The sequence below is a fragment of the Nocardiopsis sp. Huas11 genome (genome assembly GCF_003634495.1).
Lineage (GTDB): Bacteria > Actinomycetota > Actinomycetes > Streptosporangiales > Streptosporangiaceae > Nocardiopsis.
Genome location: NZ_RBKY01000001.1, coordinates 2,530,145 through 2,554,755, shown reverse-complemented (window position 1 = coordinate 2,554,755; position 24,611 = coordinate 2,530,145). Strand labels below are relative to the sequence as shown.

Sequence of the window (24,611 nt, the reverse complement as noted above, 5' to 3'; positions counted from 1 at the left end):
CCGGGCCGGACACGCGCTGCGCTGAGGAGGTGCTCGGGGTCTGGGGCCGCGGGCCGGACTGTTGACTTACTTAGTTCACTAAAGTAAGAATCCTCCGAGTGGCCGGTTCCGCGCGAGCGGACCCGGCCACGAGCCCCCACCACCCCACCTCACGTCCTGGAGGACCGGATGCGGTTCCGTCAGACCCTGCACGACGGCTGGCGGATGTCCGCCATCGCCGGCCCCGTCCCGGAGAACATCGCCGGACGCGCCCTGCCCGCGGCGGTGCCGGGCAGCACCCACCTCGACCTGCTGGCGGCCGGCCTGATCCCGGAGCCGTACCTGGACTCCGCCGAGACCGAGCTCGCGTGGATCCACCGCACCGACTGGCGCTACGAGCTGACCTTCGACGCGACCGCTCCCGCGGAGGGCGAGCGCGTCGACCTGGCCTTCGACGGCCTGGACACGGTGGCCACCGTCGAACTCAACGGGCACGTGCTCGGCCGCACCGCCAACATGCACCGGTCCTACCGCTTCGACGTCCGCGCGGCGCTGCGCGAGGGCGCCAACGAGCTCGCCGTCACCTTCCGCTCCGCGCTGGAGTTCGCCGAGGAGCAGCGCGAGTCCCTGGGCGCGCGCCCCCACGTCAACGCGCACCCGTTCAACATGATCCGCAAGATGGCCTGCTCCTTCGGATGGGACTGGGGGCCCGACCTGCAGACCGCCGGGATCTGGCGCCCCGTCCGCCTGGAGCGCTGGACCACCGCCCGACTCGCTCGGGTTCGCCCCCTGGTCACGGTCGCGCCCGACGGGAGCGGGCGCGTGGAGGTGCACGCCGACGTCGAGCGCGCGGGCACCGGGACAGACACCGGCCTGGTGCTCACCGCGGAGGTGGCCGGCCACCGCGTCGAGGCGGCCGTGCCCGCCGGAGCCGACACCGCGGTCGCCGTCGTGGAGGTCCCCGGCGTCCGGCTGTGGTGGCCGGCCGGCCACGGCGAACAGCCCCTGTACGACCTGTCCTTCGCACTCGCCGAGGCCGGCGCCGCCGAGCCCCTCGACACCGGCTCCCGCCGGATCGGGTTCCGCACCGTCACCGTGGACACGGCGCCGGACGAGCACGGGACCCCGTTCACCCTTGTCGTCAACGGCAAGCCGATCTTCGTCAAGGGCGCCAACTGGATCCCCGACGACCACTTCCTCACCCGCATCACCCGCGAGCGCCTGGAGCGCCGCGTGGACCAGGCGGTCGGGGCGAACATGAACCTGCTGCGCGTGTGGGGCGGCGGGATCTTCGAGAGCGAGGACTTCTACGACGTCTGCGACGAGCGCGGCGTCCTCGTGTGGCAGGACTTCCTCCTGGCCTGCGCCGCCTACCCGGAGGAGGAGCCGCTCCGGAGCGAGTTCGAGGCCGAGGCCAGGGAGCACGTCGCCCGCCTGACCTCGCACGCCTCGCTCGCGCTGTGGAACGGCGGGAACGAGAACCTCTGGGGCTACATGGACTGGGGCTGGCAGGAGCCGCTGGCCGGACGCACCTGGGGCCACGGCTACTACACCGACCTGTTCCCCCGGATCGTCGCCGAGCTCGACCCCACGCGCTTCTACGCCGACGGCAGCCCCTACAGCCCCGGGCACGCGCTCGACGCGGTCCACCCCAACGTCGACGACCACGGCACCCACCACGAGTGGACCGTGTGGAACCAGACGGACTACCGCGCCTACCGCGACAACGTCCCCCGGTTCTGCTCGGAGTTCGGCTTCCAGGGCCCGCCCACCTGGGCCACCCTGACCGACTGGGTGCACGACGAGCCGATGACCCCGGAGTCGCCCGCGTTCCTGCTGCACCAGAAGGCCGAGGACGGCAACGGCAAGCTGAACCGGGGGCTGTCCGCCCACCTGCCCACGCCCGCCACGTTCGAGGACTGGCACTGGGCGACCCAGCTCAACCAGGCACGCGCCATCGTCTTCGGGATCGAGCACTACCGCTCCTGGTGGCCGCGCACCGCGGGCGCGATCGTCTGGCAGATCAACGACTGCTGGCCGGTCACCTCCTGGGCCGCGGTCGACGGCGACGAGCGCGCCAAGCCCTTGCTCTACGGGCTCCGGCACGCCTACGCTCCGCGCCTGCTCACGGTGCAGCCGCGCGACGGCCGCGACGTCCTCGTGGCGGTCAACGACACCGACGAGCCGTGGGAGGGGCGGGTCGCGGTCCAGCGCCAGTCCTTCGCGGGCGCCGTCCTGGCCGAGGACGGGATCGACCTCTCCGTGGCCCCGCGCGCCACCGCCGTGCTCGACCTGGCCAGGCCGCTGCTGGCGGCCGGGAACACCAAGGAGGAGGTGCTGGTGGCCACGTACGAGGACGCGCGCGCCGTGCACCTGTTCCGTGAGGACGTCGACCTGCACTACGCAACGGACGCCCTGACCGCCAAGGCCGTCGCGGTCCCCGGCGGCTACCGGGTGGACGTGCGCGCCAGGTCCTTCGCCCGTGACGTGGCGATTTTGGCCGACCGGGTGGCGCCGGACGCCGAGGTGGACGACATGCTCGTCACCCTGCTCGCCGGGGAGAGCCGGTCCTTCACGGTACGGACGGAGGCCGACATCGACCCGTCCGCCCTGACCGCGCCCCTGGTCCTGCGGTCGGCCAACACTCCGCACGCCGGGGCGGTGCCCGCCTGATGGACGAGCCGGGACACGGTCCCGCGGGATCCGGACGGGTCGGCCTGGTCGTCGCCCGACCCGTCCGGATGCTCGGCACCGAGCCGTACTTCATGGAGTTCGTGGCGGGCATCGAGGAGCGGCTCGCCGGCCGCGGCGGGTCGGTGATCCTGCACCTGGTGCCCACACCGGAGGAGGAGGCCGCGACCTACCGGCGCTGGGCGGACCGCCGCCTGGTGGACGCGGTGGTGGTGGTCAACCTGACCTCCGACGACGAACGGCCGGCGCTCCTGGACGCACTGGGCCTGCCCGCCGTGCTGGCGGGCTCCTGGGACGGCCCCGCCGAGCCGCCCGCCGTGCGCACCGACGACGCGGCCCCCGTCCGTGACGCCGTGGCCCGGCTCGTGGACCTGGGGCACCGGGACATCGCCCGCGTGACGGGCCCCGCCCGGCTGCGGCACACCACCGCGCGCACGACCGCCCTCGCCGAGGCGTGCCGGTCGGCGGGTCTCCCGGAACCGACGGTGGTGGAGGGCGACTACTCGCACGAGTCGGGTGAACGGCTCACGGCCGGGCTGCTCGCGGGCGACCCCCGGCCCACGGCGATCCTGTACGACAACGACGCCATGGCGGTCGCGGGCCTGGCCGCCGCGCGCAGGCTGGGCGTGCCCGTACCGGACCGGTTGAGCCTGGTCGCCTGGGACGACTCGGTCCTGTGCGAGCTGGCCACACCGCCGCTGAGCGCGATGAGCGTGGACGTGTACCAGTACGGCGCCTCGGTCGCCCGCACCGTCCTGGAGCTCCTCGACGGAGCACCGGTCGAACCGCGGTGGTCCCCCGCCGCCCGCTTCGTCGCCCGCGGCAGCACCGGCCCCGCTCCCCGCTGAGCGCGTGCCCGCCGCCCCGGCCGACACCGGGCGCGGCGGGCCCCGCGGCGGACGCGCGGACCGAAACGGCCGTCCGAGCCCGCACGGGGAGCACCCGCGCGCGTGCCGCCCGCGGTCCTAGACTCGGGGCGAGTGACCGCCCGCGAACCGACCAGGACCGACCCGTGCCCTTCCTGCTGGCCACCGAGCCCGGACGCCCCGACCGCGACAACGAGGACTTCGCCGCCGCCACCCCCGACGGAGCCGTGGTCTTGGACGGCGTCGGCGCACCTCACGGAGTGGACGTCGGCTGCGCGCACGGCGCGGCCTGGTACACCCACCGCCTGGGCGGCCTCCTGGTCGCCGGGCTCGCGGGCGGCCGGCCCCTGCGGGACGTGCTCGCCGAGGCGATCACCACCGCGGCCTCCCTCCACGGGCCCGGCTGCGATCTCGGCAACCAGGACGGCCCCTCGGCCACCGTCGTCCTGGTCCGCTTCGCCGGCGACCGGCTGGAGCACCTCGTCCTGTGCGACTCGGTGCTCCTGGTCGAGGACACAGGCGGCACGGTCACCGCTATCAGGGACACCCGCCTGGACGACCTGAGGCGCGAACTCGCCGCCGCTCCCCCGGCCGCGGACGGCCCCGAGCCCGCGACCGGGCCCCACGCGCGAGGACGGGGGATCCGGGCCCGCCGCAACGTGCCGGGCGGGTTCTGGACCGCCGGCGCCGATCCCCGCGCGTCCGCCGAAGCCCTGACCGGATCCCTGCCCCTGGACGGGCTGGCCGGGTTCGCCGCGCTGACGGACGGCGCCACGCGCGGTGTGGAGCTCTTCGGCTCCCAGACCTGGCGCGACTGCTACGCCCTCGCCGCTGGGGACGGCCCCGCGGCGCTGATCGAGCACGTGCGCGCACTCGAACGGGAGGACGCCGGGCCGCGGCGGTACACGCCCGGCAAGCTCCACGACGACGCCACCGCCGTCATCTGGTCCCCCGCCTGAACGCGGCGTCCCCGCTGTTGCCCACCGCGCCGCCCCGTCAGCGGAACTGTCATGGGGATACTGGTCCGGTGTTGCTGAGATGGATCGCGGAGATCGCGCAAGAGCCGCTGGTGTTGGACCCGGCTGACAGATCGAGGGAAGCGGAGGTCAACACCTGGTCGCTGGCGCCGGATCCCGAGGAAAGACGGACGCTGTCCGCGTCCGACGTGGTGACCGCGTTCGAGCGCACCGCCGCATCCGTCCAGTCCCGCGTCCGTGCGCTGGGGTTCGGTGGAGCGGCCACGTTCTATGTGTGGCATGACGCCCAAACCGGCCGGCTACGCTGCTCGACCGGCTCGGTGGCCCCGGACCGGTTGCCGTTCGGCGTCGCCTACCTGCCTTCGGACGACCTCGCCGCCATCATCCACGACTTCCTCGGCGACGACGCGCCGGGCACTGTCCACTGGTCGGACCTCGACGAGGTGCGGAGCGAAGCGGGGCAGGCCGTGAACGGGCCGGAGCCGGAACCCCTCCATGTCTGGACCCGTAGCGTCGGCGGCGTCCCACACTGACCGCCGCGGGCCCCGCGCACGCGAAAGGCCGGCTGCTCCTCGCCGTGTGCACCTGCGTGCACCGGCTCGGACCAACCGGCCTTCGCTACCTCTACCGGCCGCATGCTCACCTGCGTGAACATCGGCCTCGTGCGGTGGAGGAGGGATTTGAACCCTCGAAGGGTTGCCCCTTACCCGCTTTCGAGGCGGGCGCCATCGGCCACTAGGCGACTCCACCGAGAGGAACTCTACCGGATCCTGCGCCTCTCGAAAAATCGAATCAGCAGATCCGCGCACCGATCCGCGACGTCCTCGCTGACCAGGTCGGGTGGAACGACTTCCGGACGGTGGTTGAGACGGGGGTCGCGGACCACGTCCCAGAGCGACCCGACGGCTCCCGCCTTGGCGTCGCGGGCGCCGAAGACCAGCCGGTCCACCCGGGACAGCACGATCGCACCGGCGCACATCGTGCACGGCTCCAGCGTCACGGCCAGCGTGCAGCCGCTCAGACGCCACTCACCGCGCGCACGGGCCGCCGCGCGCAGGGCGAGTACCTCGGCGTGCGCCGTGGGGTCACCGGTGGCCTCACGCTCGTTGCGCCCCGTTCCGAGGACGGTCCCGTCGGCGTCGAGCACCACCGCTCCCACCGGGACGTCGCCCGTGTCCTCGGCGAGCTCGCCCTCGGCGATCGCCAGGCGCAGCGCCGCGTCCACGGCGTCCCGGTCCGGCACCGGTTCACAGCCTCATCTCGTCGAGGAGGTCGGCGAAGCCGGCGCGCTCGGCGACGACCGCGAGGACGTCGCTGGGCAGCACACCGCCGCCGACCGAGAGCGAACGCAGCTCGTCCTCGGTGATCCCCAGGTCCGCGAGCATGCGCCCGTCGCCGTCCGGCGCCGGATTGGGCCGCGCGCCGGCACTCTCCGCGGGCTGGGGGGCGCCGAGCCCGCCCGCCTCGGACAGGACCGCCGCCAGGGGGTGGTCGTGCACCACCCGCGCGTCGGACAGGTAGACACGGGGCTCGCCGTCCTCCTCGGTCCGGACGAGGGCGAACCACTCGTCGTCGGCCTCGACGAGGAGAAGGGAGGAGTCACCGCCCCGCTCGACGGCGAAGTCGATCATCAGGTCCGTGATGTCGTCGATGACGCTCACGTCCCCGAGTTCGACCTCGGTTCCCCGCCACGTCTTCCCGTTGGGGGCGAAGACAGCTGCGAAGGTCGACACCGCGCGTGCTCCTGTTCTCCGAGGTGCTCGTCCCCGTCCCCTTACCCCATCCCGTCAAGGACACGCTGGAAGGACTGGGCGAATCCCAACCGCTCGGACACGCTGGCCAGCACCTCGTCCGGATACAGGTCGAGGTCGCCCGCCAGGGCGCCCAGCTCCATCTCGTCCAGGCCGAGGTCGGCCACGATCGACAGGTCGCCGGCCGGCAGGACCTGGTCGAGATCGTCGTCGTCCGGCTGGTCGATGTCGAGGTAGTCCAGCACGTCCCGGGCCACCTGCCAGTCCACGGAGGCGGTCACGTCCGAGAGGAAGAGGGAGACCTCCTCGCCGTAGACCCTGGCGATGATGAAGAAGTCGTCGCCGACCGAGACCAGCCCGAGGGACCCGCTGATGCTGGGCTGCTGCCGCAGCGCGTGGACGAGCCCCTTGAGGTCGCGCGTGAGCGACACGGGCAGGAGGTCGACGTCCCAGTACTCCTCTTCCCGGTACGCGATCGCCGCGAAGTCGCCAGAGTCGTCGTCACCATGATCGAGAACTGTCATCGTCACCCCAACCCGGCCGGTGCACCATGTGCGGGCGAGGTCCCGCCGATCGCCCGTGCGTGTGCCATGGTAACGATCACGTCCACCTCGCCGTCGCCTTGTCTCCTGCGTCAGTCCGCCCACGTTCTCATGAGAACCGACGCGCCGCCTCCCTGTGGGCCGTTCCCGGGAATCGGCGCGACGCATGCGCCGCCCGGGACGCGGCCGGCGGTCGGCCTTCTCCTCCCCGGTGGGGCGTGAGTGAACCCTGGTACGGGGGTCGCTCACGGTTAGACTCGGGCCGACCCCTCATCCCCACCACTGTCCTGTTGTCCCAGCTCACCCGGAGAACGTCTTGGAAACCCTGGTCGTCGACCACCCCTTGGTCGCGCACAAGCTGACCACCCTGCGCGACGTCGGGACCGACTCGCCCACCTTCCGACGGCTCACCGACGAGTTGGTGACCCTCCTCGCCTACGAGGCGACCCGGGACGTTCGAGTGACCGACGTCACCATCCGAACTCCGCTCGTGGAGACCACCGGAACGCAACTCACGCGTCCCACCCCGCTCGTGGTCCCGATCCTGCGCGCGGGCCTGGGCATGCTCGACGGCATGACCCGCCTGCTGCCCACGGCCGAGGTCGGCTTCCTGGGCATGGCCCGCGACGAGGAGACCCTCCAGCCCGCGACCTACGCCGACCGCCTCCCGCAGGACCTGTCCGGCCGCCAGTGCTACGTGCTCGACCCGATGCTGGCCACCGGCGGGACGCTGGCGGCGGCGCTCAAGCTCCTGGTGGACCGGGGCGCCGACCACATCACCGCCCTGTGCCTCCTGGCCGCGCCCGAGGGCCTGGAAGCCGTCGAGCGGAAGCTGGCCGAAACCCTCCGACCCGACCACGGCGCGACCCTGCGGGTCGTGACCGCTGCCGTGGACGAGCGCCTGAACGAACAGGGCTTCATCCTCCCGGGTCTGGGCGACGCCGGCGACCGCCTCTACGGCTGCGCCTGACCGCGCCCCGAGTACGTCGACAGCGCCCGACCGGTCTCCGGTCGGGCGCTTTTTCGGTTCTTTTCGGATGTGAGTGAATGAACGTCCGTAAATCGGGCATTGATCCCTCGCCGAGCACGTCGACCCAGGTGGCAGCCAGCGCCTGGTCAACCTGCGACACGGCATTGCGTTAGCCGAATTCATTTCGAGATTGGAACGTAACCGATTACAGTGATCATGGTTCCTGACCACCCGTAACCGGGTCGACCCACCAGGCCGAAACCACCCCACATCGGCACAGCCCGCTGACGGCCGAGCGCGGCGTCCGTTCTCGGACGCGCCTCTGTCAACCCTCCAGCGGCTACGCAAAGCCCCCGACCGCCTACGCTGCGCCATAAGCCGCCCCCATGGCCCTCAAGGAGTGAGATGCCCGAGAACCGCTACCCCTCGACGACCAAGACAGCCCCTGACACGCACTTCAGTCCGGTCGTCAGTCGTCTTTCCTCCGAGTTCTCCGGCGTCCACCACTCCTCCACCGTCACGCGCTGCGTCGACGCGGCGCGGCACGGTGCCCAGGACGTCACGGGTCGGGCCACGCCCGAACTCGTCGAGCGCATCGCGCGCCAGCACCTCCAGGTCCTGGCGATGGCGTTCGCCGAGCAGCGTTAGGGCGCACCCGGCCCGGCCACGCCCCGCTGACCTGCGACGCGGCGGAGTCGAATTCCGGACCACCCTTCACTGTGTTACCAACCCCACCGGAACCGGACACACCCCACAAGCGTGGAACCGACGACATACCGCCACGCCGAGGGTGGGCCCCAGGCTTTACGGGCATCATCGTCAATGCAAGAATCACTGCTGGGTTGGTGGGTCAGGTGGATTCCAAGGGGAGTCAGTCGTGGCGAAGTTGAAGAAATGGGGCGGTTACGCGCTCATCGGTTTCTTGGCGTTCTATCTGCTCACGCAGCCGGAAAGCGCGGCCGGCGTGATCCAGAGCGCCCTGGGCGGCCTGATGGGCGGCGCCGAATCGATGTCCCGCTTCGTTAACGCGCTGCTGCCGTAGGGGGTTGGTCCGCTGCCATGCGGCTCGTCGCGTCGAGCAACAGCGCTCCAGCGTCCGTCAATCGCTACCTCCTGCCCCATGAGCAGGACGTGGTGACCATCCGTCGACACCCGGCCGTTCTGATCGGCCCGGTCGGAGCGGTGCTCGGGGCGCTGATCCTCGCCGGAATCCTGAGCAACCTGCCGTTCGCGTCCGACAGCGCAGCGACTCTGGCCATCGTCTGGTGGTTGTGGCTGCTGGTTCTGGTGTGGTTCGTCTGGCGCGTGGCCGAATGGTCGGTGGACTACTTCGTCATCACCTCGGCCCGCCTGCTGCTGACCACGGGGCTCATCACACGGCAGGTCAACATGATGCCGTTGGGCAAGGTCACGGACATGAGGTTCGAGCGGACACTGCTGGGCCGGTTCCTCGGCTACGGGACCTTCGTGATGGAGTCCGCCGGTCAGGACCAGGCGCTGAGCAAGATCGCCTTCATCCCGTACCCGGAGCAGCTCTACCTGGAGGTCGTGGGGCTCATCTTCAAGGAGTAGCCCGCCCGCACCAGGTCCGACGGGGAGCACCCGCCACTGCGGCGGGTGCTCTTCGCTGTCCGCCCCCGCACGCCGTCCAAACCGAGTTCGGCCTTCGTTCACCTTCCGTTCACCTAACTCTCAGGCCACCCTTTTCTGGCCGCGACGCGATGTGACCGAGCCCTCCCGGCCAGCCACCTGTACGCCTGTGACCTGCGACGATGCATATCCGCCTTCAGTAGCCCCTCCCCCATCCGTGACCCGCCGATCGGGAATCGGATTGACTTCAAGGTGAACATGGGGTTAACTCAGCTCATCTGATACGGAAACGAGGAGGTCCCCATGGCACTCAGCAACAAGGCGCCACACCTCGCTCGCTCCACCAGGGCCGGCGGGCGCAAGCGCCCCGAGGCCGAGACCCGGCGGCTCGCCGGACTGACGACCACTCCGGTCAACGTCCCGCAGCCCCGTGACAGTGCCGACACCACGCGTTCGGGACACCCGATCATGCACTGGGTCATGGTCACCGACGACAACGGCCGCACGCGCCCCGAGGCGCGCTGGCTGTAGCCGTAGGACACGGCGGAGGCGACGGCCTCCGCGCCCGGACCCAAGGGTCCGCCGGCGCGGTGCAGGAGTCTCCCCCGCCACCGGAGAGCCGCCAGGCCCCGGCCATCGAGCGAGCGAAGGGCCGCCCCACGAGGGGCGGCCCTTCGTGTTTCCCGCCCCCGGTGACGGACACCGGACCCGCGTCGGACCCGACGCGGCGTGCGGCGATTCCCGCCCGGCCGCCCCGGCCGCGCCCTGCCCGCCCGCCGCTGTCGACAAATCGGCTTGTCAGTGAAGCGGGATGCAGACACCCGCAACTCCACCACGCACCGTGATGCGCGTCTCACTCGCACGCGCTTGCCTCCCAGTATGACGAGACGTATCGTCTTGTTCATGAGGCTGTACATCTTCCTGTAGAACCGCGCCGGACACCCGTGTTCCGAGCACCGTGATCTCGCTGACCTGCGACGTCGCACCGCTCCACCTGTGTCCCTTCCTTCGCGGTCGTGCCGGGCAGCCTCCACGTTCCCTTCGCCCCGTCCAGCGCCCTCACCGGCGCGGGCGTGTCCGAAACCTCGTGCCACAGGCCGTCCCTCGCCGATCCGCGCCCTCACGGACCGCACCACAGAGAGGACGCCCTTCCATGACCACCGGACTTCGCTCCCGTGCCCGCTCCCAGCTCACCCTCACCGACGTCGCCAAGCGCTACGGAGACCACGTCGTCCTGGACCGTCTCACCCTGAGCATCGCTCCCGGAGAACGGGTCGGCGTCATCGGGGACAACGGCTCGGGCAAGAGCACCCTGCTGCGCCTGCTCGCCGGAGTGGAACGCCCCGACAACGGCCGGCTCGTCGTCCGGGCGCCCGGCGGTGTCGGCTACCTGCCCCAGACGCTGGACACCGTGCCCGGCGGCGTCCGGACGGGCACCGTCCAGGACGCCGTCGACACGGCCCTGTCCGACCTGCGCACGCTGGAGCGGCGCCTGCACCGCGCCGAGGCGGGCCTGGGCTCCGCCACCCGCGAGGAACTGGAGGCCTACGGCGACCTGCTCAACGAGTTCGAGGCCCGCGGCGGCTACGACGCCGACGCCCGCGTCGACGCCGGACTGCACGGCCTGGGCCTGCCCGGACTGGACCGCGCCCGCCCGCTGCGCACACTCTCCGGCGGCGAGCGCTCGCGCCTGGCCCTGGCCGGGGTCCTGGCCGCGGCGCCCGAGCTCCTGCTGCTGGACGAGCCCACCAACGACCTGGACGACCGGGCGGTGGCCTGGCTGGAGGAACGGCTGCGGTCGCACCACGGCACGGTCGTCGCCGTCACACACGACCGGGCCTTCCTGGCCGGGGTGACCGACACCGTCCTGGAGGTCGACCACGTCACGCACACGGTCGACCGCCACGGCAACGGCTACGACGGCTTCCTCGCGGCCAAGGCGGCGGCCAGGGCCCGCTGGATCCGAGAGTACGAGGAGTGGAAACTGGACACCGCCCGCCAGCGCCGCCTGGTCGAGAACAACGCCCATCGCCTGGACGGCATCCCCCGCCGGATGACCAAGGCCTCCTTCGGGCACGGGGCCTTCCGGTTGCGGGGCGCCGACCACGGAGCCCGGAGCCGGATCCGCGTCGCCAAGGAGCGGCTGCGGCGCCTGGCCGAGGACCCCGTGCCGCCGCCACCGGTCCCCCTGCGCATGAGCGCCGAGTTCTCCTCGGCGCCTCCGCCGGCGGAACCGGGCGCGTCCGGCGCACCGTCGCCGACCGCACCGGAGGCACCGCCCGTCGTCGTCCTCGACCGGGTCCGCGTCGACCACCGGCTGGACGTGCGCGACCTGGCACTGGCCGCCGGAGAGCGCGTGCTGGTCACCGGCCCCAACGGGGCGGGCAAGACGACCCTGCTCAGAGTGCTGGCGGGGGAACTGGCACCGGACTCCGGCTCGGTCCGCGTCCCCACCAGGGTGGGCCACCTGCGCCAGGACGACACCGTGCCGCCCTCGGGGCGCACGGTCCTGGAGGCCTACGCCGAGGGCCGCTCCGAGGCGCCCGAGGAGCTGCGGGAGGAGCTGGGCTCACTCGGCCTGTTCCGGCCGGCGGAGCTGGACCGCACGGTCGCGGCGCTCTCGGTCGGCCAGCGGCGCCGGATCGAGATGGCGCGACTGACCTCGGGGATCCACGACCTCCTGCTGCTGGACGAGCCGACCAACCACCTCTCCCCCGGCCTCGTGGAGGAGCTGGAGGAGGCGCTGTCCCGCTACACGGGCACGCTGGTGATCGTCACGCACGACCGCAGGACGCGCGAACGCTTCTCCGGCCGACGCCTGGAGCTGCACGAGGGGGCCGTCGTCGGCGACTCTGACGCGCAGTGATGTCGACGTAGCTCTTTGTCGACAAATCGGCTTGACCATAAACCGATTAAGCGCCTGACCGATATAGGGGCGTGTCGCCCGCCGGCACGCCCCTCACCAGTACACGTACGTGCACGAACCCCGACAGCATAAGCTGTCCGACATGCTGAGCGGTACGGCGTCCACCCACGTGGTCCGACTCGTCCGCGACACCGCGCTCGCGGCCGGCGTCCCCACCCCGCTGCTCGCCGAACTCCCCGGAGCCGACGACACCTCACTCGCCGCGGACCACCACCGCGTGCCCCTGGCGACCCTCGTCCGGATCTGGGACCTGCTCGCCCACACGCTGCCCCTGGGCTCCGCCGGACTGCGCGTCGCCGACGCCGCGCCGTTGGGCACCCTGCCCGCGTGGGACTACCTGCTCGTCAACGGCACCAGCCTCGCCGACGCCCTCACCGCGAGCCGGCCCTACCACCAGGTCGTCACCGCCACCGAGGAGGTCCTCAGCGTCGAGGACGACGGCACCCTGGCCATCGGCTACCAGACCCTCTCGGACGACTCCCGGACCTCCGCCGCCGTCCACGAGTACGTGCTCGCCTACTACCTGCGCCGGGCACGCGAGGCGACCCGCCGCGACCTGGTCCCCGAGACCGTCCGCTTCAGCCACCCCGCACCGCCCCGGCACGACGCCCTCCTGCGGGCGTTCGGCACCGACATCGAGTTCGGGGCGCCCACGAACACCATCACCTTCCGCGCCGAGGACGCCCAGGCCCCGCTGCCCGAGGGCGACCCCCGACTGGGCTCCCTCCTGCGCGACCACGCCGCCCACCTGCTCGCCTCAGCCCGCCCCCTGCCGGGCCGGCACGACCTGTTCCGCTCCGCCCTGGAGGCCGAGATGGACGCGGGCGCCCCGGCCCTGGACGCCGTGGCCGCCCGCCTGGCGACGAGCCCCCGCACCCTGCAGCGCCGGCTCGCCGAACACGGCACCACCTGGCGCCACGAGGTGGACCTGGCCCGCTACGCCCGCGCCCGCTCCCTGCTCACGGACGAGCGCCTGACCGTCGGCGCGGTCGCCGGCCGCCTCGGCTTCACCGACGACCGCGCACTGCGCAAGGCCTTCCGGCGGTGGAGCGGCCGCTCCCCCGAGGACGAGCGCCGCACCCTCGTCCACCGCTGACCCGACCCGCGTGGCGCGTGCGGACCGGAGGGCGGCGCGAGAGGACCTGGGACGGCGGGCGCCCCGAACCTAGGTTCGAGGACACGGAGAACAACCGGTCCGGGCGGCACCGCCGCCCCCTCGAAGAAGGTGCTTCCCATGGCCACCGCCGCCCCGCGCACTGTCACCGCCACCCGCGAGATCCACCTGGCCGCCCGCCCCACGGGCATCCCGGGCCCCGAACACTTCGCCCTCGCCCCGGTGGACCTGACCCCGCTCGCCGAGGATCAGATCCTGGTCCGCAACACCTGGATGTCGGTCGACCCCTACATGCGGGGCCGCATGGACGACGCGCCCTCCTACATCCCCCCGTTCGAGCTCGGGGCGCCCCTGGAGGGCAGCGCGGTCGGCGAGGTGATCGACTCCCGCTCCGCCCACGTCCCGGTGGGCGCGACCGTCTCGCACTTCCTGGGCTGGCGCGAGCACGCGGTCCTGGACGCCGCGCACGCCACGGTGGTGGACACCTCCGCCGTCCCCGAAACCGCCTACCTCGGCCCGCTCGGCACCACCGGGCTCACCGCCTACCTGGCGCTCACCGAGATCGCCCCCGTCCGCGAGGGCGACACCGTCTACGTCTCCGCCGCGGCGGGCGCCGTGGGCAGCGTGGCCGGGCAGATCGCGCGCCGCCTCGGCGCCGGGCGCGTCATCGGGTCGGCCGGCGGCCCCGCCAAGACCGGACTGCTGCTGTCGGAGTTCGGCTACGACGCCGCGATCGACCACCGGGAGGGCGACCTGGCGGGCCACCTGGCCAAGGCCGCGCCGGAGGGGATCGACGTCTACCTCGACAGCGTGGGCGGGGACCACCTGACCGCCGCCCTGGGCGCCATGCGCCCCCGCGGACGGGTGGCGCTGGTCGGCGCGATCAGCGCCTACAACGCGACCGAGCCCGCCCCCGGACCCGACCTGTACCAGGCCGCGACCAAGGAGCTGACCCTGCGCGGCATGATCGTCGGCCACTACCTGGACCGCTTCCCCGCGTTCCTCGGGACCGCGATCCCGTGGATCCAGGACGGGTCGCTGCGCACGCGGGAGACCGTCTACGAGGGCCTGGACCGGGCACCCGAGGCCTTCCTCGGCGTGCTGAGCGGGGCCAACACCGGCAAGATGCTCGTCCGGCTCGGCTGAGGCCGCCGGACCCCCGCGGAGGCGTGCCGTACGGCGGAGGGCCCCGGAGGGCCCCCGCGGTCACGGTGGCCACGGTGGTCAGCCGAGCCAGCGGCCCTCGCGCATGAGTTCGCGTCCCCGCAGCTCGTTCTCCTCCCGCCAGGCCTGCACGCGCCGCGGCCGGATCAGGAAGTACTGGTAGGGCCGGCCGAGTTCGCGCGGGTCGAACCCCGTCCGCCGTGCGAACGCCTCGCCCCGCTCCGGCCCGAGGTCGTCCGGGCCCACCGGTTCGGCGGTCCCGTCGACCATGACCACGTCGCGCGTGGACCCGAGGGAGAGCCGGACCCGGCCGTCCGCCAGCAGGTTGCGCGCGGTGACCGAGGTACGCGGCGTCGAGACCAGGAACGCGGTCCCGTCCCAGAGGTAGGAGAGCGGGACCAGATGGGGCCCGTCCGTGGCGCCCGAGGACGCGAGCCAGAGGTCGGCGTCGCCCTCCAGCCTCGCCCGGGTGTCGCGCAGGCGCTCCTCACGGCCGCGCGGTGGTGCGGTGCTCATACGTCCTCCCGTGGCCCGCGGCGGGACCGGCTCCGTCGGTCGTCATCGGTGGCGTGCGGCCACGGGCCCTCAGGCGGGTCGCGCCACGGTGACCGGCGCCGCGTGGGACCTGACCGGTCGGGTGAGCACGTCCAACGGCGGCGCGTTCTCCCGATCGATTTGGTCGCGCACACGCCGCAACCGGGCCGGATCACTCAGGCGGTGGGCGTCCGCACGGGCGCGGTCCCAGGAGGGGTGGCACATGGGGAACTCCTGTCTGCGCCGTCCACGAGCACCGGGACGCGCCGAGGGGGCCGGGGAGGGTTCAGCGCACTTCCTGGATCCGGACGAGGTTGCCCGCGGGGTCGCGGAAGGCGCAGTCGCGGACGCCGTAGGGCTGCTCGGTCGGCTCCTGGACGACCTCGGTGTCGCCGGTCTGCACCCTGTCGAAGGTCTCGTCGAGGTTCCGGGTCGCCAGCAGGATCCAGCCGTAGGTGCCCTTGGCCATCATCTCGGAGATGGTGCGGCGCTCGTCGTCGGTGACACCGGGGTCGGCGGCCGGCGGCGCCAGGAGGATCGACGTGCCCGGCTGGTCGACGGGTCCGACCGTGATCCAGCGCATCCGGCCCTGGCCCACGTCGCTGCGCACCTCGAAGCCGAGGACGTCCCGGTAGAAGGCGACGGAGGCCTCCGGGTCCTCGTGCGGCAGGAAGGTCGTGTGAATGCTGAGGTCCATGCCCCTGAGACTAGACCGCGCGCCCGGCCGGAGCTTCTCGATTCCTGACCGGTGCGCGCGTGTCCCACCGTCTAGCCGGGCGCCATGTCGACAAAGCGGCTGTAGTGGCCCTGGAAGGCCACCGTGACGTCCGCGGTGGGGCCGTTACGGTGCTTGGCCACGATGATGTCGGCCTCGCCCGCCCGCGGCGACTCCTTGTCGTGCACGTCCTCGCGGTAGAGCAGGATGACCATGTCGGCATCCTGTTCGATCGAGTTGTGCACATTGACCCCGTCAGCAACGAAGTTGTGGGTCTCCAGGACCGTGGCGTCGAAGACCTCCTGTTCGCCCAAGGGTTCGATAGCGGCGATCTCGTCCCAGAAGACGTCGTTGGTGGCGAGCAGTTCCAGGTCGGCGTCATCGAGCACGTCGGCCACGCGAGCAATCCGGGTGCGGCTGGGAGCGGTCTTCCACTGGGCACTGCCGCAGAACGCCGTCCCCATGGCCGCGGCGAACTCCCTCTGCGTCATCCGCTGGTCCGTGATCGTCGTGCGGACCCGGTCCCAGATCTGCTTGGGCACGGTGTCCACGTTGGTGTTGGCCTGCCGAGCGGTCAGTTCGGACAGGCAAAGGGCAAGGCTCTCACCCCTGGCTCCGTGGCATCCGACCAGCTTCGCGAAAGCCGTCTGGTTCTCGACCCCGTTGACGTGCAGGTGATAGCAGACCCTGTGCTGTCCCTTGCGCACCTCTTCGATCCGGCCCATGATCCCGAGGCGGCCGAGGAGCAGGGACACACCCTCCACCAGACGTCGACTCGTCGAGGAGTAGTAGATCCGGGCATCACCGTTCTTGGCGTCCCACCACGCGCAACCATCGGTTGCCCACAGATGACGCAGGAACAAGGCGATCTGGTCATCGTCGAGGCCGAAGACCCCCTCGGGGACGAACTTCTCGTGACTGCGCAGTCCGAAGAGGCCCAGTCCGTCCAACCATGCCGCGACGGGGTTGCGCTTGCCGTGCGTCAGGTGGAAGGGCGCCGGCAGCCGAAGTGTGGTCACACGAGCGGCCTCGTAGTCGTCTCTCACCGCCGTGATCCCGAAATGCCGGGCAGCCTCGGTCACCGCCGACAGGTTCGCCTCGTCGACACTGGCGTAGCGGATCGGCTGACGTCGAACGAAGGACCCGTCGCCGATCATGTGCGCGAGCAGGACCACCTCGGCGTCAGGCCATCGGGTGACAGTGGTCGGGGCCGGAACGTGTCGAGGCACCGATATCCGGCCCCCGACGGCGAGCTTCTCCAGGGGCTGCCAGCCGTCGAGCGTGAGGAACGGATGGTTCCCGGAGGCGGTCACCTCTCGGCCGGAGGTCAGCCTCAGGCGGAAGACGTTCTTCATCCCGCTGGAGAAAACATGGGTCATCGTCTTGGGAACGAGTCGTAGCCGTTCGTCCAGGGACCACACCTGGATGTCCCGTGCCCCCGAGCGGTAGAGCTCGCCGATGGTCACCGGGGCCCCCGTGTCGGCCCTCAGAATCCGCGTATCGGCAGGCAGGCAGCCCGACTCACGAAGGTCGGACACCTGCGGGCGCTTGTCCGTACGCTGCTCGGGGCCACGGTTGAGCTGGGACAACGCCACGACCGGCACCTCCAACTCCTTGGCCAGGAGCTTGAGCGAACGCGACATCTCCGAGACCTCCTGCTGGCGGCTCTCCACCCGGCCGGGCGAGCTCATCAGCTGGAGGTAGTCGACGATGACGAGCTTGAGGTCGTGCTGCTGCTTGAGGCGGCGGCACTTGGCGCGGATCTCCATCATCGACATGTTCGGTGAGTCGTCGATGAACAGCGGCGCGCTGGCGACCTCGCCCATCCGTCTGGCCAGGCGGGCCCAGTCCTCGTCGGTCATCAGACCCGAGCGCATGGTGTGCAGCGGCACCCGCGCCTCGGCCGAGAGCAGGCGCATGACGATCTCGTTGCGCCCCATCTCCAGGCTGAAGAAGACCGAGGTCATCTCGTTCTTGATCGACGCCGCCCGCGCGAAATCCAAGGCCAGCGTCGAGTTGTGCGTCGGCACCATCGCTTCGGTGGCCAGATAAAGATGATCTGGATGGTCCACCTGAACACATCGCACCGGAACACTCGGGATCGGGCGCACCTCGGTGACGAACCGTGACCCGACCCGCTGATAGGCCCGTCCCTCGCTCCGCTCGCGATGTGCCAGCCGTTTGCGCTCGATCCCGAACACCTCGCGAGTGGATCCGAACGTGATCGTGAAGCAGACGGAGGATGTCTCCGTGCGGCCCTCGACCCGCTTGGTGGACATGCCCGTTCGATGGCCGAGGCTGTGCAGGAGTTCCCGAACATCGAACGCCAGGCGCTCGTTCGTGACCGCGAACTGCACCGATCCGCTGGCGTTCACCGTCCCGACCGTGTCCAGGAGCCCCGCCAGCAATGCACGCCGCTGCGCCTCTGACGCACGCAGGTATTCCATAGGGATGTGCTTGTCGTCCAGAACACCGAGGGTGCGCAACGACGCCTGTACGCTGCCGTGGTCATCGATGCACTCACGACTGACGGGCGCCGGGCTCTCCTTGGGGAAGAAGACGCCGTAGGTCAGCTCTGTCGATCCGACGGGCTTGGTGACCAGTCCCTCGGTCTCGATGTTGAGCACCACCTCCGGATCCTTGGTCGTGATCCGGGCAATGGACGATGACCCGTCGCCCAGCCACACTCCGAGAAAGTACGGCGGCAGGGGAAGCTCCCTGTCAGGAAGCTCCAGGGGAGAGGCGTTGGCCACCGAGTGGCTCAGGCGCCGGTCGGCCGTCTCAAGACGCAGGGTTCGGGCGAGTTCCCGGGTGGTACGCACCCCGGGCAGCACATGTGGCGGGGCGTCGGACGCCTCGGCCTCCTTCGCGGCCCGCCGCGAGGCGCGCGTATCGGTCAGCCACTGGTGCTCGGCGTCCGCGACGACCTTCGTGCCGTCGTCGAAGACGACCTCGTAGCAGGGACGCCCGGTCATCACCTCGGTCGCGGCCACCACTCTGGTGGGCCGTCCGTCGGCGGCGATGAGTTCCTCCCCCACCTTGACCTCCCCCATGGTCGTCCATCCCTCGGGGGTCGGTAGCCGGGTGTCGAGACCCAGTGCCTTACCAACGGCCGGTCGGGCGGCGATGATGACCATCTGTCCGGGGTGGAGGCCGTTGGTGAGGGCGTCGAAGTCGGCGAAGCCGGTGGGTACACCGGTGAGCGTGCCGTCGTGGGCGCCGATCGCCTCGATCTCGTCGAGGGCGCCGGGCATGATGTCGCCGAGGACGACGTAGTCCTCGCCGGTGCGCTTCTCCGCGACCTTGTAGATCTCCGCCTGGGCGTGGTCGACGAGGTCGTCCACCTCGCCGTCGCCCGCGTAGCCGATCTGCGCGATGCGGGTGCCGACCTCGACCAGCCGGCGCAGGACCGCGCGGTCGGAGACGATCTTGGCGTAGTAGCCCGCGTTGGCCGCGGTGGGGATGGCCTCGGTGAGCGTGTGCAGATAAGGCGCCCCGCCGACCCGGGCGGCCTCGCCGCGCTTGGTCAGCTCGGCGTTGACGGAGATGGCGTCGACGGGCTCGCCGCGGGAGAACAGGTCGACGACGCTGTCGTAGATGATCTGGTGCGCCGGACGGTAGAAGTCGGCGGAGCGGATGATCTCGACGACCTGCGTGATGGCGTCCTTGGACAGCAGCATGCCGCCCAGGACGCTCTGTTCGGCCTGGATGTCGTGGGGAGGGGTGCGCTCGTATCCGCGTTCTTCAGGTGGTTCCTCGGCGACGCTCACGAACTCTCCCCACGCAGGCCCTGCCGCGGCCCGGGAACGGACCGCCCTCTCCAGGATGCCCCATGGCGGGCCCCGCGGAGTCCGCCGACAGGGTCTGGGGACACCCCTTTACCACCATGTGCGGGGCCCTGCGGGGCACCTGCGGGAACTGGTTGTGCACATCACCTGTGGATAACTTTCCGCGCCTCCCTAGATATAGCCCTTGACCTGGGAAAACACCCTTCACGAACAGTACGTGCAAGATGCCTCACAGAGGGAGTTTCCACAGGTTATCCACAGGCTTTGGCGGGGGTGTGGACAACTCCACATCCGACGTCGAACGCCTGTCCGGTACTGTGGCCGGGTCATGCCCAGACTCATGTCCGCCGCGCCCTTCCGGCACCGCCACGACCGCGAGATCCTCGCCCTGGCGATCCCCACGTTCTTCGCCCTCGTCAGCGAACCCCTGTTCCTGCTGACCGACGCGGCCATCGTCGGGACGCTCGGGACGCGGGCGCTGGCCGGTCTGGGCGTGGCCGGCCAGGTCCTGCTGACCTTCGTGGCGGTGTGCGTCTTCCTCGCCTACGGCACCACGGCCGCGGTCGCGCGCCGCTTCGGCGCCGGTGACATCGCCGGCGGAGTGCGCGACGGCGTGGACGGCCTCTGGCTGGCGGTCCTGCTCGGTCTGGCGGCCATCGCCGCCGGCTGGCCGCTGGGCCCCGCGCTCGTCGACCTCCTGGGCGCCTCGCCCGAAGTGGCGCCCCACGCGGTGACCTATCTGCGCGTCAGCCTGCTGAGCACGCCGTTCCTGCTCATCGTCATGGCGGGCACCGGTGTACTGCGCGGACTCCAGGACGCCCGCACCCCGCTCGTGGTCGCGGTCGCCACCTACGCCGGCAACGCCGCGCTGTGCGCGGTGTTCGTCCTGGTCCTGGACTGGGGCATCGCCGGATCCGCATGGGCGACCGTCATCGCCCAGGGCGCGGGGGCGTTCTGGTACGTGGCGACGATCGGCCGCACCGCCCGCCGTGAGCGGGTCTCGCTCCTGCCGAGCGCGGCCGGGCTGCGCGCCTCCGCCTCGGCGGGCTTCGCGCTGTTCCTGCGCAGTGTCTCGATGCGCGTCGTGGCGCTGGTGACCACGGCGATCGCGGCACGCCTGGGCGACGAGGCCATCGCCGCGCACCAGGTCTCGTACAACATCTGGGCGCTGCTGGTCTTCGCCATGGACGCGATCGCCATCGCGGGGCAGTCGATCATCGGCCGCTACCTGGGCGCGGGCGACGTCCAGGGCACGCGCGACGCCACCCGCCGGATGGTGGAGTGGGGCGTGTTGTCGGGGCTGGTGTTCGCCGTGCTGGTGGTCCTGGTGCTGCCGTGGGCGTCGATCCCGTTCACCGACGATCCGCAGGTGCGGGTCCTCATCATGGCCACGCTGATCGTGGTCGCGCTACTGCAGCCCCTGAGCGGCGTCACCATGGTCCTGGACGGGGTCCTGATGGGCGCCGGCGACCAGCGCTACCTCGCATGGGCGTCCCTGTGGACGATGCTGGCCTTCCTGCCGTGCGCGCTGCTGGTGCCCGTGCTCACCGGGAGCACCCTGTGGGGGCTGGTCGGCCTGTGGATCGCGTTCGCGGTCTGGATCCTGGCGCGCGCCCTCACCCTGGGCGCACGCGCCCGGGGCGCCGCCTGGCTGGTCACCGGTGCCCGGCGGCCCTGACCGGGCCGGGGAGAGGCGCCCCTGGGCACGAGGGGGCCGCCGGAGCAGCGGCGGCCCCGTGCCGTACGGCCGCTACAGGGACACGTCCCGGTCACCGATGGCGGGGCCGTGGAAGAACGTCTCCATCCGCTCCGACGACGGCACCGGCGGATAGCCGGGCAGCTCCTCCAGGGTGAGTTCGGTGCCCGCGACCTTGCTCAGGTGGCTCAGCTGTTCGCGCAGGGAGCTCTGCACGTCACGGCGCAGCTTCGGCAGCATCGAGTACAGCTTGTCGCCGGGGCAGTTGGTCGAGTTGTAGTCCCGGTGCCCGACGATCGCGTCCTCGGGGTCCAGCCGGTAGACCAGGCACAGCCAGGCGCAGGTCTCCACGAGGGAGGACATCAGCGCCTGCGGCGGGGTCACGGAGGTGTACGTGCCCTCGTTCTCGATCCCGATGGTGTGCGAGTTGTGGTTGGCCACGTGCGCGCCGATCACGTGGCCGCCGTCCCCGATGGCACGGAGGGTCTGGTCGCGACCCTCCATGATGTATCCGCCGCGGCTGATGGTGAGCTGCTGCCCGGTGTCGTTCCAGCCGTTGTTGTCCATGTGGTGCCGTTGGATGGCCCTGGACAGCGCGGCGGCGTGCGACTTGGACGTGTCGGACACGTTCCCCGTCGCGGTGTGGTGGACGACGATGTGCGTCGGGCCCTGGCTCAGGACCTCCACGCGTTGCCTGGGTGATCTGGCCTTCCAGTCCGACCGTGTGTAGACCTTCGGTATCCCCGCGGCGGCCACGGGCCCGGCGGCGCTCAGCCCTGCCAGTCCTCCGAGGATCACGCCCCCGGAGACGAGCGCGGATGCGCGCAGCATGGTCCTGCGGTCCAGGGGACGAGCCGGTTGCGAATGATTCTCTGCGGCCATGGCGGTGTCTTCCTCCCGAGTCTGGGCACCACGACAAGGATGCTACTCAGAGAAAACAATAGGTTACAAAGAGTAACCAAAGGACCGCTTTCGTCCCTCTGGCGTGTCAGAATTCCGGAATCTGTGGTGGGCCGGAGCCGGAGGCTCTCCGTCGAAGGGGAAGCCCTCACCCCTCGCGTGGTGGCCCACGGGGCACCGGCGGCAAAGCGAGGAGCCCCGCCTCTGTACAGAGACGGGGCTCCCGACGAGTCGGATCCTGGTCAGGAACCGACGACGTCCAGCTTGATCGTCGCGGAGACCTCGGGGTGCAGGCGGACCTGGACCTTGTAGTCACCGACGGACTTGATCGGGTTCTTGATCTCGATCCGGCGCTTGTCCAACTCGGGACCGCCGACGGCCTTGACGGCCTCGGCGATGTCCGCGGGCGTGACCGAACCGAACAGACGACCGCCCTCACCCGCGCGCTGCTTGAGGCGCACGTTGAGCGCTCCGACCTGGCCGGCGACCTGCTTGGCCTCGTCCAGGCTGCGGATGTCACGCGCCGAACGCGCGCGCTGGATCAGGTCGATCTGCTTCTGTCCGCCGCGCGTCCACCGAATGGCGAACCCGCGGGGCAGCAGGTAGTTGCGACCGTAACCGTTCTTCACCTCGACGACATCGCCGGGGGCTCCGAGACCGTTGACCTCGTGGGTCAAAATCAGCTTCACGACAAAAACCTCCCTCGGATATCGCCGTTATCGAGTGGTGCTGGTGTAGGGCAGCAGGGCCACCTCACGCGCGTTCTTGATCGCCGTGGCGACGTCGCGCTGGTGCTGCGTGCAGTTTCCCGTCACGCGGCGGGCGCGGATCTTGCCGCGCTCGGAGATGAACTTGCGGAGAAGCGTGGTGTCCTTGTAGTCGATGTAGGACTGCTTCTCCTGGCAGAAGAGGCAAACCTTCTTCTTGGGCTTGCGCGCTGCCGGCTTCGCCATCGTGGTGCTCCTTCGCAAGAGCCCCGGGGTTCTCCCGGGGATGGTCGGTGACATGTGGACAGTGACTCAGCGCCCGTCGAGCGCCGAGTCGGGTCAAACGCGGGGTGGGACCGCTAGGGCGTGTTCCGTGGGTGCCGACCGTCGCGAGCGGCGTATCCAGTGGTGCTCTCGCAAGGCCGAAGAAGGAAGCATCCTGGTTCGGCTGTTGACTGATGAGAACGCAGCGAGAGTGCCACTGGGACGCCGTGCAGCAGGTCGAGTATCCGCGGAATATGCCCTAGAACGGGGGCTCGTCGGAGAATCCTCCGCCGCCGCCACCGAAACCGCCGCCGCCACCGCCGCCGTTGGTCGCCCAGGGGTCGTCGGCCGGCGCGCCACCGCGGCTGCCGCCCTGACCACCCTGCTGGCCGCCGAATCCGCCGCCCTGGTTCCCGTAGCCGCCGCCCTGGGGCTGGCCGCCACCGAAACCGCCTCCGCCGCCCGGACGCTGCGTCTTGGCCACCTTGGCGGTGGCGCTGCGCAGAGCCGGGCCGACCTCGTCGACGTCGATCTCGTAGACGGTCCGCTTCTCGCCCTCACGCGTCTCGTACGAGCGCTGCTTGAGACGGCCCTGCACGATGACGCGCATGCCGCGCTGCAGGCTCTCGGCCACGTTCTCCGCGTACTGCCGCCAGACGGTGCAGGTGAGGAACATGGACTCGCCGTCCTTCCACTCCCCCGACGCCTTGTCGAAGTTGCGAGGCGTCGAGGCCACACGGAAGTTGGCGACCGCGGCTCCACTGGGCGTGAAGCGCAGTTCAGGGTCGTCGACGAGGTTGCCGACGAGCGTGATCTGGGTTTCGCCTGCCATGGATCGGCTCCGGTTCGAGATAGTCGGTTCAGGCGGTTTCGCCTGCTCCCCTGATCATCCGCTCCGGTGACGACAGTTCGTCAGGGGTCGGGATGCTCCGGGGCAGGGGGTTCGGCGCGGGCGACGCCGAATGAGACGAGCTCTAGTGGACCTCGGGGCGGAGCACCTTGGTCCGGAGCACGGCCTCGGCGATCCCGAGCTGGCGGTCCAGCTCCTTGACCGTGGCCGGCTCGGCCGACAGGTCGATGACCGCGTAGATGCCCTCGGAGTTCTTGTCGATGTCGTAGGCGAGCCGACGCTTGCCCCAGATGTCGACCTTCTCCACCGAGCCGCCGTCGTTGCGGACGACACCCAGGAAGTTCTCCAGCGACGGGGCGACGGTGCGCTCGTCGAGGTTGGGGTCGAGGATGACCATGATTTCGTAACGACGCATAGGCGTACGTTCCTCCTCTGGACTGTCGCGGCCATGGAATCTCCATGGCAGGAGGGCAGGAGCCCGCGGTCTGTCGCCACCCTTGGTGGTGGGACGCCGCACGGGCTCTGAGCCATACAAACGCCAAGAATACCAGCGGGCGGGGACCACCGCGGCTGCCTGTGGACGGTCC

24 protein-coding genes and 1 tRNA gene are annotated in these 24,611 nt (G+C 70.9%); 13 read left to right on the top strand and 12 right to left on the bottom strand.

The window, feature by feature from the left end:
• Positions 1 to 168 precede the first annotated feature (168 nt).
• The 4 genes from DFP74_RS11410 (at position 169) to DFP74_RS11395 (ending at position 5,046) form a co-directional block, all read left to right on the top strand.
• Positions 169 to 2,652 (top strand): glycoside hydrolase family 2 protein, encoded by a 2,484-nt coding sequence (locus DFP74_RS11410; protein WP_121181670.1) that lies wholly within the window; start codon positions 169 to 171, stop codon positions 2,650 to 2,652.
• Positions 2,652 to 3,518 (top strand): LacI family DNA-binding transcriptional regulator, encoded by an 867-nt coding sequence (locus tag DFP74_RS11405; protein ID WP_121181669.1) that lies wholly within the window; start codon positions 2,652 to 2,654, stop codon positions 3,516 to 3,518. Before DFP74_RS11410 ends, DFP74_RS11405 begins: the two co-directional genes overlap by 1 nt.
• Before the next feature lie 164 nt (positions 3,519 to 3,682).
• Positions 3,683 to 4,495, top strand: coding sequence for a protein phosphatase 2C domain-containing protein (locus tag DFP74_RS11400; protein WP_121181668.1), 813 nt, complete (start codon positions 3,683 to 3,685; stop codon positions 4,493 to 4,495).
• 71 nt (positions 4,496 to 4,566) lie between these two features.
• Entirely contained in the window at positions 4,567 to 5,046 is a 480-nt protein-coding gene (locus DFP74_RS11395) for a hypothetical protein (RefSeq protein ID WP_199725611.1), read from the top strand.
• Positions 5,047 to 5,178: 132 nt separating this feature from the next.
• Here the strand turns inward: DFP74_RS11395 and DFP74_RS11390 are convergent.
• From DFP74_RS11390 to DFP74_RS11375, 4 genes are all read right to left on the bottom strand, one after another.
• Positions 5,179 to 5,263 (bottom strand) — tRNA-Ser (locus tag DFP74_RS11390).
• Between the two features lie 10 nt (positions 5,264 to 5,273).
• Positions 5,274 to 5,756, bottom strand: coding sequence for a nucleoside deaminase (locus DFP74_RS11385; protein WP_121181666.1), 483 nt, complete (start codon positions 5,754 to 5,756; stop codon positions 5,274 to 5,276).
• A gap of 4 nt (positions 5,757 to 5,760) precedes the next feature.
• Positions 5,761 to 6,246, bottom strand: a complete 486-nt coding sequence (locus tag DFP74_RS11380; protein ID WP_121181665.1) for a tRNA adenosine deaminase-associated protein — start codon at positions 6,244 to 6,246, stop codon at positions 5,761 to 5,763.
• 41 nt (positions 6,247 to 6,287) lie between these two features.
• Positions 6,288 to 6,788 (bottom strand): tRNA adenosine deaminase-associated protein, encoded by a 501-nt coding sequence (locus DFP74_RS11375; protein ID WP_121188184.1) that lies wholly within the window; start codon positions 6,786 to 6,788, stop codon positions 6,288 to 6,290.
• 334 nt (positions 6,789 to 7,122) lie between these two features.
• Between DFP74_RS11375 and upp the strand changes: the two genes are divergently transcribed.
• The 8 genes from upp (at position 7,123) to DFP74_RS11340 (ending at position 14,552) form a co-directional block, all read left to right on the top strand.
• Positions 7,123 to 7,776: a uracil phosphoribosyltransferase gene (gene upp, locus DFP74_RS11370; protein ID WP_121181664.1), complete on the top strand. Its 654-nt coding sequence runs from the start codon at positions 7,123 to 7,125 to the stop codon at positions 7,774 to 7,776.
• Between the two features lie 405 nt (positions 7,777 to 8,181).
• Positions 8,182 to 8,424 (top strand): three-helix bundle dimerization domain-containing protein, encoded by a 243-nt coding sequence (locus DFP74_RS11365; protein ID WP_121181663.1) that lies wholly within the window; start codon positions 8,182 to 8,184, stop codon positions 8,422 to 8,424.
• 229 nt (positions 8,425 to 8,653) lie between these two features.
• Positions 8,654 to 8,818 carry a hypothetical protein gene (locus tag DFP74_RS33855; RefSeq protein WP_199725610.1) on the top strand — a complete coding sequence of 55 codons (165 nt, stop codon included), beginning with the start codon at positions 8,654 to 8,656 and terminating at the stop codon, positions 8,816 to 8,818.
• A gap of 17 nt (positions 8,819 to 8,835) precedes the next feature.
• The gene (locus tag DFP74_RS11360; protein WP_121181662.1) at positions 8,836 to 9,348 is read left to right on the top strand and encodes a PH domain-containing protein; all 513 of its coding nucleotides are present in this window, start codon (positions 8,836 to 8,838) and stop codon (positions 9,346 to 9,348) included.
• Between the two features lie 321 nt (positions 9,349 to 9,669).
• On the top strand, positions 9,670 to 9,897 hold the full coding sequence (locus tag DFP74_RS11355; protein ID WP_121181661.1) for a hypothetical protein: 228 nt from the start codon (positions 9,670 to 9,672) through the stop codon (positions 9,895 to 9,897).
• A gap of 622 nt (positions 9,898 to 10,519) precedes the next feature.
• On the top strand, positions 10,520 to 12,232 hold the full coding sequence (gene abc-f / locus DFP74_RS11350) for a ribosomal protection-like ABC-F family protein (protein WP_121181660.1): 1,713 nt from the start codon (positions 10,520 to 10,522) through the stop codon (positions 12,230 to 12,232).
• A gap of 142 nt (positions 12,233 to 12,374) precedes the next feature.
• On the top strand, positions 12,375 to 13,388 hold the full coding sequence (locus tag DFP74_RS11345) for an AraC family transcriptional regulator (RefSeq protein ID WP_121181659.1): 1,014 nt from the start codon (positions 12,375 to 12,377) through the stop codon (positions 13,386 to 13,388).
• A 138-nt stretch (positions 13,389 to 13,526) separates the two neighbouring features.
• A complete protein-coding gene (locus tag DFP74_RS11340) occupies positions 13,527 to 14,552 on the top strand; it encodes an NADP-dependent oxidoreductase (protein WP_121181658.1) in 1,026 nt (341 codons plus the stop codon).
• Positions 14,553 to 14,630: 78 nt separating this feature from the next.
• On the opposite strand, the gene DFP74_RS11335 is transcribed toward DFP74_RS11340, so the two are convergent.
• The 3 genes from DFP74_RS11335 to DFP74_RS11320 form a co-directional block, all read right to left on the bottom strand.
• On the bottom strand, positions 14,631 to 15,086 hold the full coding sequence (locus DFP74_RS11335; RefSeq protein ID WP_121181657.1) for a pyridoxamine 5'-phosphate oxidase family protein: 456 nt from the start codon (positions 15,084 to 15,086) through the stop codon (positions 14,631 to 14,633).
• A gap of 304 nt (positions 15,087 to 15,390) precedes the next feature.
• Entirely contained in the window at positions 15,391 to 15,801 is a 411-nt protein-coding gene (locus DFP74_RS11325) for a VOC family protein (RefSeq protein WP_121181656.1), read from the bottom strand.
• Positions 15,802 to 15,872: 71 nt separating this feature from the next.
• Positions 15,873 to 19,589 carry a replicative DNA helicase gene (locus DFP74_RS11320; protein WP_121181655.1) on the bottom strand — a complete coding sequence of 1,239 codons (3,717 nt, stop codon included), beginning with the start codon at positions 19,587 to 19,589 and terminating at the stop codon, positions 15,873 to 15,875.
• A 346-nt stretch (positions 19,590 to 19,935) separates the two neighbouring features.
• Here DFP74_RS11320 and DFP74_RS11315 point away from each other — a divergent pair, with 346 nt between their 5' ends.
• Entirely contained in the window at positions 19,936 to 21,285 is a 1,350-nt protein-coding gene (locus DFP74_RS11315; RefSeq protein WP_121181654.1) for an MATE family efflux transporter, read from the top strand.
• Positions 21,286 to 21,357: 72 nt separating this feature from the next.
• Here the strand turns inward: DFP74_RS11315 and DFP74_RS11310 are convergent, their stop codons facing one another.
• The 5 genes from DFP74_RS11310 to rpsF form a co-directional block, all read right to left on the bottom strand.
• The gene (locus DFP74_RS11310) at positions 21,358 to 22,134 is read right to left on the bottom strand and encodes a peptidoglycan recognition family protein (RefSeq protein WP_233570920.1); all 777 of its coding nucleotides are present in this window, start codon (positions 22,132 to 22,134) and stop codon (positions 21,358 to 21,360) included.
• A 311-nt stretch (positions 22,135 to 22,445) separates the two neighbouring features.
• Positions 22,446 to 22,892 carry a 50S ribosomal protein L9 gene (gene rplI, locus DFP74_RS11305; protein WP_121181652.1) on the bottom strand — a complete coding sequence of 149 codons (447 nt, stop codon included), beginning with the start codon at positions 22,890 to 22,892 and terminating at the stop codon, positions 22,446 to 22,448.
• A 27-nt stretch (positions 22,893 to 22,919) separates the two neighbouring features.
• Positions 22,920 to 23,156, bottom strand: a complete 237-nt coding sequence (gene rpsR, locus DFP74_RS11300; protein ID WP_053619887.1) for a 30S ribosomal protein S18 — start codon at positions 23,154 to 23,156, stop codon at positions 22,920 to 22,922.
• Between the two features lie 277 nt (positions 23,157 to 23,433).
• Positions 23,434 to 24,006: a single-stranded DNA-binding protein gene (locus DFP74_RS11295; RefSeq protein WP_121181651.1), complete on the bottom strand. Its 573-nt coding sequence runs from the start codon at positions 24,004 to 24,006 to the stop codon at positions 23,434 to 23,436.
• Positions 24,007 to 24,148: 142 nt separating this feature from the next.
• On the bottom strand, positions 24,149 to 24,439 hold the full coding sequence (gene rpsF, locus DFP74_RS11290; RefSeq protein WP_053619889.1) for a 30S ribosomal protein S6: 291 nt from the start codon (positions 24,437 to 24,439) through the stop codon (positions 24,149 to 24,151).
• Positions 24,440 to 24,611 lie beyond the last annotated feature (172 nt).

Coding starts and splice junctions, on each gene's coding strand:
- DFP74_RS11410 (WP_121181670.1), top strand. CDS start 169: ATGCGGTTCCGTCAGACCCTGCACGACGGCTGGCGGATGTCCGCCATC.
- DFP74_RS11405 (WP_121181669.1), top strand. CDS start 2,652: ATGGACGAGCCGGGACACGGTCCCGCGGGATCCGGACGGGTCGGCCTG.
- DFP74_RS11375 (WP_121188184.1), bottom strand. CDS start 6,788: ATGACAGTTCTCGATCATGGTGACGACGACTCTGGCGACTTCGCGGCG.
- DFP74_RS11365 (WP_121181663.1), top strand. CDS start 8,182: ATGCCCGAGAACCGCTACCCCTCGACGACCAAGACAGCCCCTGACACG.
- DFP74_RS11360 (WP_121181662.1), top strand. CDS start 8,836: ATGCGGCTCGTCGCGTCGAGCAACAGCGCTCCAGCGTCCGTCAATCGC.
- DFP74_RS11355 (WP_121181661.1), top strand. CDS start 9,670: ATGGCACTCAGCAACAAGGCGCCACACCTCGCTCGCTCCACCAGGGCC.
- abc-f (WP_121181660.1), top strand. CDS start 10,520: ATGACCACCGGACTTCGCTCCCGTGCCCGCTCCCAGCTCACCCTCACC.
- DFP74_RS11345 (WP_121181659.1), top strand. CDS start 12,375: ATGCTGAGCGGTACGGCGTCCACCCACGTGGTCCGACTCGTCCGCGAC.
- DFP74_RS11340 (WP_121181658.1), top strand. CDS start 13,527: ATGGCCACCGCCGCCCCGCGCACTGTCACCGCCACCCGCGAGATCCAC.
- DFP74_RS11335 (WP_121181657.1), bottom strand. CDS start 15,086: ATGAGCACCGCACCACCGCGCGGCCGTGAGGAGCGCCTGCGCGACACC.
- DFP74_RS11325 (WP_121181656.1), bottom strand. CDS start 15,801: ATGGACCTCAGCATTCACACGACCTTCCTGCCGCACGAGGACCCGGAG.
- DFP74_RS11315 (WP_121181654.1), top strand. CDS start 19,936: ATGCCCAGACTCATGTCCGCCGCGCCCTTCCGGCACCGCCACGACCGC.
- DFP74_RS11310 (WP_233570920.1), bottom strand. CDS start 22,134: ATGCTGCGCGCATCCGCGCTCGTCTCCGGGGGCGTGATCCTCGGAGGA.
- rpsR (WP_053619887.1), bottom strand. CDS start 23,156: ATGGCGAAGCCGGCAGCGCGCAAGCCCAAGAAGAAGGTTTGCCTCTTC.
- DFP74_RS11295 (WP_121181651.1), bottom strand. CDS start 24,006: ATGGCAGGCGAAACCCAGATCACGCTCGTCGGCAACCTCGTCGACGAC.
- rpsF (WP_053619889.1), bottom strand. CDS start 24,439: ATGCGTCGTTACGAAATCATGGTCATCCTCGACCCCAACCTCGACGAG.